6 protein-coding genes, 2 tRNA genes and 3 rRNA genes are annotated in these 15042 nt (G+C 45.6%); 6 read left to right on the forward strand and 5 right to left on the reverse strand.

What is annotated here, in order from left to right; all coding sequences use genetic code 11:
- Nucleotides 1-68 precede the first annotated feature (68 nt).
- The 6 genes from tyrS (at nt 69) to rrf (ending at nt 6726) form a co-directional block, all read left to right on the forward strand.
- Nucleotides 69-1271, forward strand: a complete 1203-nt coding sequence (gene tyrS, locus Q91_RS01295; RefSeq protein ID WP_015005071.1) for a tyrosine--tRNA ligase — start codon at nt 69-71, stop codon at nt 1269-1271.
- A gap of 380 nt (nt 1272-1651) precedes the next feature.
- A 16S ribosomal RNA gene (locus Q91_RS01300) occupies nt 1652-3189 on the forward strand.
- A gap of 58 nt (nt 3190-3247) precedes the next feature.
- Nucleotides 3248-3324 (forward strand) — tRNA-Ile (locus tag Q91_RS01305).
- Between the two features lie 17 nt (nt 3325-3341).
- Nucleotides 3342-3417, forward strand: a tRNA-Ala gene (locus tag Q91_RS01310).
- Nucleotides 3418-3625: 208 nt separating this feature from the next.
- Nucleotides 3626-6515 (forward strand): 23S ribosomal RNA (locus Q91_RS01315).
- Nucleotides 6516-6611: 96 nt separating this feature from the next.
- A 5S ribosomal RNA gene (gene rrf / locus Q91_RS01320) occupies nt 6612-6726 on the forward strand.
- Together the 16S, 23S and 5S rRNA genes with 2 tRNA genes alongside form the textbook arrangement of a ribosomal RNA operon.
- 462 nt (nt 6727-7188) lie before the next feature.
- Here the strand turns inward: rrf and prpF are convergent.
- The 5 genes from prpF to Q91_RS01345 all read right to left on the reverse strand — a co-directional run bounded on the left by prpF (nt 7189) and on the right by Q91_RS01345 (nt 14991).
- The gene (gene prpF / locus Q91_RS01325) at nt 7189-8367 is read right to left on the reverse strand and encodes a 2-methylaconitate cis-trans isomerase PrpF (protein ID WP_015005072.1); all 1179 of its coding nucleotides are present in this window, start codon (nt 8365-8367) and stop codon (nt 7189-7191) included.
- 13 nt (nt 8368-8380) lie between these two features.
- Nucleotides 8381-10975, reverse strand: coding sequence for a Fe/S-dependent 2-methylisocitrate dehydratase AcnD (gene acnD / locus Q91_RS01330; protein WP_190274371.1), 2595 nt, complete (start codon nt 10973-10975; stop codon nt 8381-8383).
- 75 nt (nt 10976-11050) lie between these two features.
- Entirely contained in the window at nt 11051-12178 is a 1128-nt protein-coding gene (gene prpC / locus Q91_RS01335; RefSeq protein ID WP_015005074.1) for a 2-methylcitrate synthase, read from the reverse strand.
- Entirely contained in the window at nt 12178-13062 is an 885-nt protein-coding gene (gene prpB / locus Q91_RS01340) for a methylisocitrate lyase (RefSeq protein ID WP_015005075.1), read from the reverse strand. Before prpB ends, prpC begins: the two co-directional genes overlap by 1 nt.
- 30 nt (nt 13063-13092) lie before the next feature.
- On the reverse strand, nt 13093-14991 hold the full coding sequence (locus tag Q91_RS01345; protein WP_015005076.1) for a propionyl-CoA synthetase: 1899 nt from the start codon (nt 14989-14991) through the stop codon (nt 13093-13095).
- Between the last annotated feature and the right edge of the window lie 51 nt (nt 14992-15042).

The raw sequence follows: 15042 nt of genomic DNA on the forward strand, positions 1-15042 counted from the left end.
GAGAAAAAGTTGATTTATATTTGATATGCAGTATCTTGCGCCTTTTATACTATATATAGGGAAGATGTGTGAGTGAAGCTATAAAATTGCAATTAGCGCAGCTAAAGCGCGGATCTGATGAAATATTGGTAGAGTCAGATTTTGATAAAAAAGTAGCCTCGGGCAAAAAGTTAAGAATAAAAGCTGGTTTTGACCCTACGGCCCCAGACCTGCATTTGGGCCACACGGTACTTATTAATAAGCTAAAACAGTTTCAAGATGCTGGGCATCATATATTGTTTCTTATTGGCGATTTTACTGGCATGATTGGCGACCCAACGGGGAAGTCAGCAACGCGGCCGCCGTTGACCAAAGAAGAAGTCATACAAAATGCGGCTTCCTATACCGAGCAAGTTTTCAAGATTCTAGATCCTGACAAAACCGAGGTAGTGTTTAACTCAACATGGATGTCAGAATTTAATGCAGTAGATTTAATTCAATTAGCAGCCAAACATACTGTCGCGAGAATGCTAGAGCGAGATGATTTTAATAAACGCTATACCGGTGGTAAGCCTATTGCTATACACGAATTTATATACCCATTAATACAAGGGTATGACTCAGTAGCATTAAAATCGGATGTTGAACTCGGTGGAACAGACCAAAAATTTAACTTATTAGTGGGTCGCCAGCTGCAAGAAACATATGGTCAATCGCCACAAGTGGTGATGACAATGCCAATCTTAGAAGGATTGGACGGCGTACAAAAGATGTCAAAATCACTGGGTAACTATATAGGCATCAATGAGGCGCCGAACGATATGTTCGGCAAGATCATGTCCATTTCTGACAGTTTGATGTGGCGTTATTTCGAATTGCTTAGTTTTAGGGAGATGGATGAAATTAATGAATGGAAAGCCCAGTGCGAAGCGGGTAAAGAAAATCCAAAAAACATAAAAGTTAAATTGGCGTTAGAAATAGTTGAGCGTTTTAACGATGAATCATTAGCAAAAAGCGCACAACAAGAGTTTGAATCTCGATTTAAACATGGCCAGCTTCCAGAAGACATAGAAAGGATAACTATAACAAGTGCAGGCGAGCTATTATTGGCTAATGTTATGAAGGATGCAGGGCTAACAAAAAGCACATCGGAGTCCTACCGCATGATAAAGCAGGGGGCAGTAAGAGTTAACGAGCAGAAGATTAATGATAAAGGTACGATGCTTGGGTTGGGAGAGGAGCACTTAGTGCAGGTAGGGAAAAGGAAATTCGCAAAGATAACAATAGCTTAGTAAATAAAGTTGAAATAAGCGTTGACCAATGAAATTAGGTCCCTATAATACGCAGCTCTTCTAGCAAAGCAGCCGAATCATTAAGCTGAAAAGCAAAGAAGAACAGTAAAAAGATCCAGATATTTATTAACGAAAAAGGTTAACAAATAATTTGCAAAACGAAAGCAAATGGATATAATAGCTGGCCCGGTTCAGACCAAGTTTGAATCAGCTCTTTAAAAATTTATCAAGTAATTTGTGTGGACACTTGTGTTGATTGTTTAAGTTATTTAAAAAATAATCAATATAGGTTGAACACACTTAAGTTTTAAAATTTAAGTAATACGTTTAATTCTATATTGAGCAAGATCTAGACCTCCTTTTAAGAGGTCGAAAAATATAAACTGAAGAGTTTGATCATGGCTCAGATTGAACGCTGGCGGCATGCCTAACACATGCAAGTCGAACGGAAACGATGCTAGCTTGCTAGCAGGCGTCGAGTGGCGGACGGGTGAGTAATGCATAGGAATCTACCTAATAGTGGGGGACAACCTGGTGAAAACCAGGCTAATACCGCATAATCCCTACGGGGCAAAGCAGGGGACCTTCGGGCCTTGCGCTAATAGATGAGCCTATGTCGGATTAGCTAGTTGGTGAGGTAATGGCTCACCAAGGCAACGATCCGTAGCTGGTTTGAGAGGATGATCAGCCACACTGGGACTGAGACACGGCCCAGACTCCTACGGGAGGCAGCAGTGGGGAATATTGCACAATGGAGGAAACTCTGATGCAGCAATGCCGCGTGTGTGAAGAAGGCCTTAGGGTTGTAAAGCACTTTCAGTAGGGAGGAAAAGTTTAAGGTTAATAACCTTAGGCCCTGACGTTACCTACAGAAGAAGCACCGGCTAACTCCGTGCCAGCAGCCGCGGTAATACGGAGGGTGCAAGCGTTAATCGGAATTACTGGGCGTAAAGCGCGCGTAGGCGGTTAAACAAGTCAGATGTGAAAGCCCCGGGCTCAACCTGGGAACTGCATTTGAAACTGTTTAGCTAGAGTGTGGTAGAGGAGAGTGGAATTTCAGGTGTAGCGGTGAAATGCGTAGATATCTGAAGGAACACCAGTGGCGAAGGCGGCTCTCTGGACCAACACTGACGCTGAGGTGCGAAAGCGTGGGTAGCAAACGGGATTAGATACCCCGGTAGTCCACGCCGTAAACGATGTCAACTAACTGTTGGGCGGGTTTCCGCTTAGTGGTGCAGCTAACGCAATAAGTTGACCGCCTGGGGAGTACGGCCGCAAGGCTAAAACTCAAATGAATTGACGGGGGCCCGCACAAGCGGTGGAGCATGTGGTTTAATTCGATGCAACGCGAAGAACCTTACCTACCCTTGACATACAGAGAACTTTCTAGAGATAGATTGGTGCCTTCGGGAACTCTGATACAGGTGCTGCATGGCTGTCGTCAGCTCGTGTCGTGAGATGTTGGGTTAAGTCCCGTAACGAGCGCAACCCTTATCCTTAGTTGCTACCATTTAGTTGGGCACTCTAAGGAGACTGCCGGTGATAAACCGGAGGAAGGTGGGGACGACGTCAAGTCATCATGGCCCTTATGGGTAGGGCTACACACGTGCTACAATGGCCGGTACAGAGGGCCGCAAACTCGCGAGAGTAAGCTAATCCCTTAAAGCCGGTCCTAGTCCGGATTGCAGTCTGCAACTCGACTGCATGAAGCTGGAATCGCTAGTAATCGCGGATCAGAATGCCGCGGTGAATTCGTTCCCGGGCCTTGTACACACCGCCCGTCACACCATGGGAGTGGGTTGCAAAAGAAGTGGGTAGGCTAACCTTCGGGAGGCCGCTCACCACTTTGTGATTCATGACTGGGGTGAAGTCGTAACAAGGTAGCCCTAGGGGAACCTGGGGCTGGATCACCTCCTTTCTATAACATGAACGTTGCATAAGTGTTCACACAAATTACTTGATATACACCCGAGCTAGGGTCTGTAGCTCAGTTGGTTAGAGCGCACCCCTGATAAGGGTGAGGTCGGTGGTTCAAATCCACCCAGACCCACCACGCTCATAATACTATTTGGGGCCATAGCTCAGCTGGGAGAGCACCTGCTTTGCAAGCAGGGGGTCGACGGTTCGATCCCGTCTGGCTCCACCAATTCAATAAGCCTTCAAAGAGGGTTTATTGAATTGGCATTAGTGTTGATAGCTCTTTAACAATTTAGAAAGTTGTACATGTATTTTTTAGTCCCTAGTTGGCTAGAAAATATATAAGAAGTATAAAACGTGATATCGCATGTTTTATACTGCTTAAGTAATTCATAATGAACGTTATTTACAGATATATAGCCTTTTTGGGGTTATATGGTCAAGTGAATAAGTGCATACGGTGGATGCCTAGGCGACAAGAGGCGATGAAGGACGTTGTAGCTTGCGATAAGCTTCGGGGAGGTAGCAAACAACCTTTGATCCGAAGATTTCCGAATGGGGAAACCCGGCCATTTTTAATGGTCACCTTATACTGAATACATAGGTATAAGGAGCGAACCTGGGGAACTGAAACATCTAAGTACCCAGAGGAAAAGAAATCAACCGAGATTCCCTTAGTAGCGGCGAGCGAACGGGGACCAGCCCTTAAGCTCTATTTGTGTTAGTGGAACATACTGGAAAGTTTGGCCATAGTGGGTGATAGCCCCGTACACGAAAATGCATTTAGAGTGAAATCGAGTAGATCGGGACACGTGATATCCTGATTGAATATGGGGGGACCATCCTCCAAGGCTAAATACTACTTGTCGACCGATAGTGAACCAGTACCGTGAGGGAAAGGCGAAAAGAACCCCTGTTAGGGGAGTGAAATAGATCCTGAAACCGTATGCATACAAGCAGTGGGAGCACCTTCGTGGTGTGACTGCGTACCTTTTGTATAATGGGTCAGCGACTTACTTTCAGTGGCAAGCTTAACCGTTAGGGGAGGCGTAGGGAAACCGAGTCTTAATAGGGCGTCATAGTCGCTGGGAGTAGACCCGAAACCGGGCGATCTATCCATGGCCAGGGTGAAGGTGAGGTAAAACTTACTGGAGGCCCGAACCCACTTATGTTGAAAAATGAGGGGATGAGCTGTGGATCGGAGTGAAAGGCTAAACAAGCCCGGAGATAGCTGGTTCTCCTCGAAATCTATTTAGGTAGAGCCTCGCATATCACTGTTGGGGGTAGAGCACTGTTACGGCTAGGGGGTCATCCCGACTTACCAACCCGTTGCAAACTCCGAATACCAACAAGTGCAATTGCGGGAGACACACGGCGGGTGATAAGGTCCGTTGTGGAAAGGGAAACAGCCCAGACCGTCAGCTAAGGTCCCAAAATGATACTCAGTGGAAAACGATGTGAAAAGGCACAGACAGCCAGGAGGTTGGCTTAGAAGCAGCCATCCTTTAAAGAAAGCGTAATAGCTCACTGGTCAAGTCGGTTTGCGCGGAAGATTTATCGGGGCTTAAGTATCATACCGAAGCTACGGATGCGTGTTTACACGCATGGTAGAGGAGCGTTCTGTACGCCTGTGAAGGTGAATCGAGAGGTTTGCTGGAGGTATCAGAAGTGCGAATGCTGACATGAGTAACGATAATGGGGGTGAAAAACCCCCACGCCGAAAACCCAAGGTTTCCTGCGCAATGCTAATCAGCGCAGGGTTAGTCGGAACCTAAGGCGAGGCCGAAAGGCGTAGTCGATGGACAACAGGTTAATATTCCTGTACCGCGTATAACTGCGATGGGGAGACGGAGAAGGCTAGATCAGCATACTGTTGGATATGTATGTTTAAGCATGTAGGGCGAGTTCTTAGGTAAATCCGGGAACTCATTAAACCTGAGATGTGATGTCGAGGACTCTACGGAGTCCGGAGTGATTGATGCCATGCTTCCAAGAAAATCCTCTAAGCTTCAGGTTATAGGCGTCCGTACCCCAAACCGACACAGGTGGGTGGGATGAGAATTCTAAGGCGCTTGAGAGAACTCTGGTGAAGGAACTAGGCAAAATGGTACCGTAACTTCGGGAGAAGGTACGCCCTCTAGGTGACGCGACTTGCTCGTTGAGCTCAAGAGGGTTGCAATAAAATGGTGGCTGCGACTGTTTACTAAAAACATAGCACTCTGCAAACTCGTAAGAGGAAGTATAGGGTGTGACGCCTGCCCGGTGCCGGAAGGTTAATTGATGGGGTTATCTTCGGAGAAGCTCTTGATCGAAGCCCCGGTAAACGGCGGCCGTAACTATAACGGTCCTAAGGTAGCGAAATTCCTTGTCGGGTAAGTTCCGACCTGCACGAATGGCGTAACGACGGCCACACTGTCTCCACCAGAGACTCAGTGAAATTGAAATAGCTGTTAAGATGCAGTTTACCCGCGGCTAGACGGAAAGACCCCGTGAACCTTTACTATAGCTTTGCACTGAACTTTGAACCTATTTGTGTAGGATAGGTGGGAGACTTTGAAGCAGGAACGCCAGTTCTTGTGGAGTCATCCTTGAAATACCACCCTGGTATGTTTGGAGTTCTAACCCAGGTCCGTTATCCGGATCGGGGACAGTGTATGGTGGGTAGTTTGACTGGGGCGGTCTCCTCCCAAAGAGTAACGGAGGAGCACGAAGGTACCCTAAGGACGGTCGGAAATCGTCCGCTTAGTGCAATGGCATAAGGGTGCTTGACTGCGAGATAGACACATCGAGCAGGTACGAAAGTAGGTCATAGTGATCCGGTGGTTCTGTATGGAAGGGCCATCGCTCAACGGATAAAAGGTACTCCGGGGATAACAGGCTGATACCGCCCAAGAGTTCATATCGACGGCGGTGTTTGGCACCTCGATGTCGGCTCATCACATCCTGGGGCTGTAGCCGGTCCCAAGGGTATGGCTGTTCGCCATTTAAAGTGGTACGCGAGCTGGGTTTAGAACGTCGTGAGACAGTTCGGTCCCTATCTGCCGTGGGCGTTTGAGAATTGAGGAAAGCTGCTTCTAGTACGAGAGGACCGAAGTGGACGAACCTCTGGTGTTCCGGTTGTCACGCCAGTGGCATTGCCGGGTAGCTACGTTCGGACGGGATAAGCGCTGAAAGCATCTAAGCGCGAAGCCTCTTCCAAGATTAATTCTCACTGATTCTTTAAGAATCCTGAAGGGCCCTTGAAGACTACAAGGTTGATAGGCATGGTGTGGAAGCGCAGTAATGTGTGAAGCTAACATGTACTAATTGCCCGTGAGGCTTGACCATATAACACCCAAAAGGGTTGTTATTTAAATAACTAACATTATGAATTGATGTACAACTTTCTAAATTATTGCAGAGAATATCTCTGATGCCGATTTGCCTGGTGGCAATAGCGAGCGTGTACCACCCGATCCCATTCCGACCTCGGAAGTGAAACCGCTTAGCGCCGATGATAGTGTGGCAGTAGCCATGTGAAAGTAGGGAACTGCCAGGCTTTTACACAAAAACCCGCCTCTTGGCGGGTTTTTTTTGCTCTATGGTTTTTGCTTTTTTTAGGGTGTAAATCTATACGTTGGCTCTAAAGATGTAGCTACTTATCAGTTTTGTACGTCAATATGGGCACCCTAGTTAGCTAATGATGGATGAGTTAGCATTTGTGGTTTGGTGCCTTGTTTATTTGTTTGTTGGGCTTCTGTCGGACGCTATAGCTCTAACGAATACTGTTACAACGATACCTATTTTTAGCATTAGTACCGATAAGATTTGTATGTTTCAATTTTGTTTTGTTTGATTTTGATCGTTAGTTTATATAGTTGCTATTGACAGAAATACAGGCATAAAAAAAGCGGATAATTTATATCCGCTTTTTTTATAAACCGTATGTTATTAGTTACTTTGATTTAAACAATTGAGTGTTCAAAGCACTCCCTTTTTAGAGGTTACTATTTTGTTGTGGTTAAAAACAATCGCCAGGTATGCTAACAGTGCCTTCCATTAATACTCGTGCACTTCGGCTCATGGTTACTTTATTGACGCTCCACTGTCCATTGATATTACTTACTTCTGCACCAACCTTCAATGTACCTGAGGGGTGCCCAAAGGTAACAATGTTTTTTTCACCACCTCCTGCTGCAAGGTTGACTAATGTTCCGGGTATGGCAGATGCAGTGCCAATGGCAACCGCTGCTGTCCCCATCATCGCATGATGAAGTTTACCCATTGATAATGCACGTACATTTAGGTCTATACTTTGAGCATCAATATTTTTCCCACTTGAAGATACATAGGATTCTGGTTCGGAGACAAAGGCTACCTTTGGTGTGTGTTGGCGGGCAGCCGCTTCTGAAATATCGTTAATCAGGCCCATTTTAATAGCGCCGTACGCTCGTATCGTTTCAAAGCGCTCTAAGGCGTCAGCATTACTATTAATAGCTTCTTGTAACTCAGTGCCTGTATAACCTATATCTTTAGCATTTAAGAATACCGTTGGTATTCCCGCATTAATCATGCTGGCTTTGAAAGTGCCTATGCCAGGTACACTAAGGTCATCAACTACATTGCCTGTTGGAAACATTGCTTCTGAAGGATCGACAGGGCTGACAAAATCAACTTTAACTTCAGCAGCTGGGAAAGTGACCCCATCGAGTTCAAAGTTACCTGTTTCTTGTACTTGACCGTTTGTTATGGGGATATGTGCGATGATCGTCTTGTTGATATTTTTTTGCCAAATTCGTACTACAGCTATGCCATTATCTGGCACACGTTTTTTATCAACGAGGCCACATGTGATTGCAAATGAACCTACTGCTGCAGTTAAATTACCGCAGTTACCGCTCCAATCGACAAAAGATTTATCAATAGCGACCTGTCCAAATAAATAATCGACGTCATGATCGGCTTGATCACTTTTGGCCAAAATAACTGTTTTGCTGGTGCTGGATGTTGCACCTCCCATTCCATCCGTTTGTTTGCCGTATGGGTCTGGGCTACCTATGACGCGTAATAATATGTTATCACGTGCCTCGCCGGCTACTTGGGCCTCTTTGGGCAGGTCAGTTAAGTTAAAGAACACACCTTTGCTTGTGCCGCCACGCATGTAGGTGGCGGGAATTTTTATTTGTGGCACGTATGTCATTCTAAATCCTGTATTAAGCAGCTGATGATGACTCTAAGAAGTCTTGGGCAAAGCGTTGTAATACACCGCCGGCTTCATAGACGAGAACTTCATCTGCGGTGTCTAGGCGACATGTTACGGGGACATCAATGGTCTCGCCGTTTTTACGTGTAATTGTCAATGTAAGGGTGGCACGTGGTGTTATATCGCCTGTTACCGTATATGTTTCTGTACCGTCTATGTTGTAAGTATGACGATTTTCACCGGCTTTAAATTCAACTGGTAATACACCCATGCCAACTAAGTTAGTACGGTGAATACGTTCAAAGCCTTCGGCTACGATTACTTCAACACCAGCAAGCCTTACGCCTTTTGCCGCCCAGTCACGAGATGATCCTTGGCCGTAATCGGCGCCCGCTATAATAATAAGTGGTTGTTTACGGTCCATGTATGTTTCGATTGCTTCCCACATGCGGCTGATGGTTCCTTCTGGCTCAATTCTAGCTAGCGAACCTTGTTTGACTTCGCCGTTTTCTTTAACCATTTCATTTAATAGTTTTGGGTTTGCAAATGTCGCACGCTGGGCCGTTAAATGGTCACCACGGTGTGTTGCATATGAATTGAAATCAACTTCAGGTAGGCCCATTTTATGCAGGTATGCGCCAGCAGCGCTATCTAACATAATCGCATTAGAGGGTGACAAGTGATCGGTTGTGATGTTATCACCTAGTACAGCTAGTGGACGTAAATTTTTAAGCGTACGTTCACCTGCTAAAGCACCTTCCCAATAAGGAGGGCGACGAATATACGTTGTTTGTGGACGCCAATCATATAGGGGGCTGACTTGTTCTTGTTGAATATCTGATTCAGGGAACATCGGGATGTAAATTTCGCGGAATTGTTCGGGCTTAACATACTGCTTAACAATTTCGTCAATCTCTTCATCGCTAGGCCAGATATCTTTTAAGGTGACTGGATTGCCTTCTTGATCATTACCTAGGATGTCTTTTTCAATATCAAAACGAATAGTACCTGCAATCGCATAAGCAACAACTAATGGTGGTGACGCCAAGAAAGCTTGTTTTGCATATGGGTGAATTCGTCCATCGAAGTTGCGGTTGCCAGATAATACAGCAGTGGTATATAGGTCTCGCTCAACCACTTCTTTTTGAATAACGGGGTCCAGTGCGCCGCTCATACCATTACAGGTTGTGCAAGCAAAGCCGACGATACCAAAACCCATTTCTTCGAGTTCAGGTAATAGGTTTGCTTCTTCTAAGTAAAGCTGTGCTACTTTTGAACCTGGTGCGAAGGATGATTTTACCCACGGTTTGCGGGTTAGGCCTAGTTCGTTAGCTTTCTTAGCAACAAGACCGGCAGCAATAACATTACGTGGATTACTAGTGTTAGTACAGCTAGTGATGGCGGCAATGATAACTGCACCGTCGGGCATTAAGCCTTCTTCGTTTTCTACGGTGCCTGAAATACCACGTTTAGCTAATTCTGATGTTGGTACACGGCGGTGAGGGTTTGATGGGCCAGCAATATTACGTACGACGGTTGATAAGTCGAATGTTAATACGCGTTCGTATTCAGCTGTTTTAAGGTCATCGGCCCATAGGCCTGTTTCTTTGGCGTAGTTTTCTACCAATTTAACTTGTTCGGCATCTCTGCCGGTTAGTTTTAGATATTCGATGGTTTGCTCATCAATAAAAAATAAGCCTGCGGACGCACCAAATTCAGGTGTCATATTTGAAATGGTGGCACGGTCACCGAGTGTTAGGTCGGCAGCGCCTTCGCCAAAGAACTCAAGGTAGGAAGAGACAACTTTAGCATTACGCAGGAATTCGGTAATAGCCAGTACGATATCAGTGGCTGTAATACCAGGTTGTCGTTTGCCAGTGAGTTCAACACCAATGATATTAGGTAAGCGCATGTATGACGGGCGACCCAACATGACTGTTTCTGCTTCTAGGCCACCAACGCCAATTGCAATAACTCCTAAGGCATCAACATGTGGTGTATGGCTATCTGTTCCGACGAGTGTATCAGGGAATGCAACGCCGTCACGAGCATGTATAACCGGAGACATTTTTTCTAAGTTGATTTGATGCATGATGCCATTACCAGGCTGAATCACATCTACGTTTTTAAAGGCTTTTTTAGTCCAATTAATGAAGTGAAAGCGATCATCATTACGACGGTCTTCAATTTCACGGTTCTTTTCAAAAGCGTCTTTTTCAAAACCAGCATGTTCTACGGCCAGCGAGTGATCCACGATCAATTGTGTAGGGACAACTGGGTTTACTTTAGACGGGTCGCCACCTTTTTCTGCAATAGCATCACGTAAGCCAGCTAGGTCGACAAGTGCTGTTTGACCAAGAATGTCATGACATACAACACGTGCTGGGTACCATGGAAAGTCTAGGTCTTGTTTGCGTTCTATTAATTGTTTGAGAGAGTCAGTTAATGAAGCTGGATCACAGCGTCGAACTAAGTTTTCTGCGTGTACGCGAGAGGTGTACGGTAGCTTTGCATAAGCGCCTGGTTCTATTGCGTCAACAGCGGCACGTGTGTCGTAATAGTCTAAGTCAGTGCCTGGTAGTTTTTTGCGGTAATCTGTATTCATTTTTTTACTCATATATATTTAGATAAAAAAGCCAGCCGTGAAATGCAGGCTGGCTTATATGTTATCACGCTGTGTTTAGTCGCGATCTTCTATCGGTGGTACTGGACGTGGGTCTGGGCCTACGTAGTCCGCATTCGGTCTAATAATGCGGTTGTTTGAGCGTTGTTCCATAATATGCGCCGTCCAACCAGTGACCCGAGACATAACAAAGATCGGGGTAAATAACTTGGTTGGGATGCCCATGAAATGATAAGCAGAAGCATGGAAGAAATCAGCATTACAGAATAATTTCTTTTCACGCCACATGACTTCTTCACAGCGTACAGACACTGGGTAAAGTGTTGTGTCGCCAACATCAGCTGCTAACTTTTCAGACCATTTTTTAATGACAGCGTTACGCGGATCACTGACCGTATAGACAGCGTGTCCAAAGCCCATGATCTTTTCTTTGCGTTTTAGCATTTCCATCATTTTTTCTTCAGCTTCATCAGGTGATTTCCAATCTTGAATCATCTCCATTGCAGCTTCATTAGCGCCGCCGTGTAATGGGCCACGTAATGTGCCAATTGCGCCGGTCACGCATGAGTGGATGTCTGATAATGTAGAAGCACAAACACGTGCAGCAAATGTAGAGGCGTTGAACTCATGCTCTGCGTAAAGAATAAGAGAGGCGCTCATAACAGCAGTATGTACGTCGTTTGGTTTTTCGCCACGTAACATGTGTAAAAAGTGTCCGCCAACAGAATCATCATCGGTTGCTGTTTCAATGCGAACACCTTCATGACTGAATTTGTACCAGTAGCAAATGATGGATGGGAAGACAGCAACCATACGATCGATTTTATCTGTTTGTTCAGAGAAATCTTTCTCTTCTTCAAGGTTTCCCAGCATAGAGCAACCTGTGCGAATTACATCCATTGGATGAGCATCTGCAGGAATATTTTCCAGAACCGTTTTTAATGCGTCTGGTAAGCCTCGTAGAGACTTAATTTTAGCAATGTACTGATCTAGCTCTGCTTGGTTTGGTAGTTTGTTGTAAGCTAATAAATAGGCTACCTCTTCAAATTTTGCGTTTTCCGCAAGTTCGGTCATGTCATAACCGCGATAAGTTAAACCTGTGCCGGATTTACCAACGGTACATAAGGCGGTTTCGCCTGCTGATTGTCCGCGAAGCCCAGCTCCGCCTACTTTCTTTTCAGCCATTATTTTTTCTCCTTTGAAAATAGAGCATCTAATTTTTGTTCATATTCGTGGTAGCCCAATACATCGTATAGTTCCATACGTGTTTGCATGGTATCGATAACATTAACTTGAGTACCTTCTTTGCGAATGGTTTCGTAGACGTTCAATGCTGCATTACTCATTGCACGAAATGCTGACAATGGGTAGAGCACCATGCTCGCACCAGCTTCGCCAAGTTCTGTGGTAGTGAAGTAGGGTGTTTTGCCGAACTCTGTAATATTTGCTAAAACAGGTACGTCTACTGCCGCAGTAAAGGCACGGTAATCGTCTAGTTCGTAAACAGCTTCTGCAAAAATCATGTCCGCGCCAGCTTCAACGTAGGCACATGCACGGTCGATAGCAGCTTGTTGGCCTTCGCTGTTATAGGCATCTGTACGTGCCATTAAGACAAAGTCAGGGTCTGTTTTTGCGTCAGCAGCGGCTTTAACGCGATCAACCATTTCTTCTTTGGTGACAAGTTCTTTGTTTGGGCGATGTCCGCAACGTTTTGCAGCCACCTGGTCTTCAATATGAACCGCAGCAACACCGGCACGTTCAAATTCTTTGATAGTACGTGCAATGCTAAACGCGCTGCCCCAGCCTGTGTCGATATCAACCAATAAAGGGACGTCGGTTGCTGCCGTAATTCGGCTGGCATCTGTTAGAACGTCATTTAAGGTGGTAACACCAAGGTCTGGAAGTCCAAATGATGTGTTGGCAACACCGCCACCTGAAAGATAAATAGCTTTATAGCCTGTTTTTTCGGCCAATAAAGCGGCATAAGCATTGATGGTGCCCATTATTTGTAATGGTTTTTCCTGTGCCATGGCTTCACGGAAGCGTCGGCCTGCTGATTGAATGGTCATCTAAAATAAATCTCCTTAACTAAGTGTTATTTAAACGCTTTTTGGATAACCAAGCGTTTTAAGGTTGTCGGCAATTTCGCCTAAAGATGCGGGGTCGTCAATGGTGGCTGGTACCTTATGTTCTTGGCCATCGGCCATGCTTCGCATAGTGCCGCGTAATATTTTACCAGAGCGTGTTTTTGGTAATCGTTTAACGATTGTAGCCATTTTAAATGCTGCGACAGGACCAATTTTTTCACGAATTAAGGCAATTAGCTCTTCTTTAACCTCTTCTTCGTTACGGTTGGCACCTGATTGTAAAACAGCAAAACCCATTGGCGATTGTCCTTTGATGTTATCAGCGACACCAATGACGGCGCATTCAGCCACGTCTGGGTGCGATGCAAGGACTTCTTCCATTGCGCCGGTTGATAAACGATGCCCTGCTACGTTTATGACATCATCGGTACGGCCCATGATGTAGACATAACCCTCTTCATCTTGATAGCCAGCATCGCCTGTTTCGTAATAGCCCGGGAAGGTTTCCAAATATGAGCTAAAGAATCGCTCTTCATTTTGCCATAGTGTTGGAAAGGTGCCTGGCGGTAGTGGTAGTTTAATGGCAATGGCGCCCATTTCAGCGTTTGCAACAGCTTGCCCCGATTCATCTAAGAACTGGACATCATAGCCGGGGACGGGTTTGGTTGGTGATCCTGCTTTAACGGGAAATGCTTCAAGGCCTAAACAATTTGCAGCAATAGCCCAGCCTGTTTCTGTTTGCCACCAGTGGTCAATAACAGGGACGTGAATTTTATTTTCTGCCCACGTTAGTGTATCTGGGTCGCAACGTTCGCCAGCAAGAAATAAAGCCCGCATACATGAGATATCGTACTTTTTAAGGTAATCGCACTGAGGGTCTTCTTTTCTAATAGCCCGTAATGCAGTAGGGGCGGTAAATAATGACGCTACTTTGTATTCAGAAATAACACGCCAAAAAGCCCCCGGGTCAGGCGTGCCGATGGGTTTGCCTTCAAACATAACCGTGGTAGAGCCATTTAATAAAGGCCCATAACAAATATAAGAATGACCAACTACCCAACCAATATCTGAGGCTGCCCAGAAGACTTCGCCGGGTTTGATGTTATAAAGGTGCTCCATGGTCCACATCATGGCGACTGCGTGGCCTCCATTGTCGCGAACGACACCTTTCGGCTGGCCAGTGGTGCCAGAGGTGTAAAGAATATAAAGTGGGTCAGTTGCTTCTAGCGAAACACAATCGACAGGTGATGCACTATTAATAGCGCTGGCCCAATCAATATCTCGGCCTTCTTTCATAGAGGCAGTTGCTTGCGGGCGTTGTAAAATAACCGTGTTAGCAGGCTTGTGCTCGGATACGTTAATCGCTTCATCGAGCAACGGCTTATATTCAATAATGCGACTGCCTTCAATGCCACAAGATGTTGATAAAATAACGCTGGGTTTTGCGTCGTTAATACGCGTGGCGAGCTCGTTTGCGGCAAAGCCGCCAAACACAACGGAGTGAACTGCGCCGATCCTAGCGCAGGCTAGCATTGACATCACGCCTTCTGGAATCATCGGCATGTAGATCAGCACTCGGTCTCCTTTTGTGACACCAAGGTTGGTTAAAACGCCGGCTAACCTTGATACTTCATCAAGAAGCTCTTGGTAACTGTAAGTTTTTTTAGTGTTTGTAAGGGGGCTGTCGTAAATTAGTGCGGCTTGTTTTGCAAGACCATTTGAGACATGGCGATCGAGAGCGTTGTAGCAGGTGTTTAACTTGGCGCCGGCAAACCATCGATAATAAGGGGCTTTTGAGTCATCCAGTACGCGATCCCATTTTTGGTCCCAATCAATCGTCTTCGCAGCGGTTGCCCAAAAAGCTTCGGGCTGTTCAAGGGATTGCCTATATTGATCTAAATACTGCCCCATCTTTTTCTCCAAGAAGTGAATGCTAGTGACTATTTTTCATTTGTTACGTTT

The sequence above is a fragment of the Cycloclasticus sp. P1 genome (genome assembly GCF_000299965.1).
In the GTDB taxonomy this organism is placed as follows: domain Bacteria; phylum Pseudomonadota; class Gammaproteobacteria; order Methylococcales; family Cycloclasticaceae; genus Cycloclasticus; species Cycloclasticus pugetii.

Coding starts and splice junctions, on each gene's coding strand:
- Q91_RS01345 (WP_015005076.1), bottom strand. CDS start 14,991: ATGGGGCAGTATTTAGATCAATATAGGCAATCCCTTGAACAGCCCGAA.
- prpF (WP_015005072.1), bottom strand. CDS start 8,367: ATGACATACGTGCCACAAATAAAAATTCCCGCCACCTACATGCGTGGC.
- prpC (WP_015005074.1), bottom strand. CDS start 12,178: ATGGCTGAAAAGAAAGTAGGCGGAGCTGGGCTTCGCGGACAATCAGCA.
- prpB (WP_015005075.1), bottom strand. CDS start 13,062: ATGACCATTCAATCAGCAGGCCGACGCTTCCGTGAAGCCATGGCACAG.
- acnD (WP_190274371.1), bottom strand. CDS start 10,975: ATGAATACAGATTACCGCAAAAAACTACCAGGCACTGACTTAGACTAT.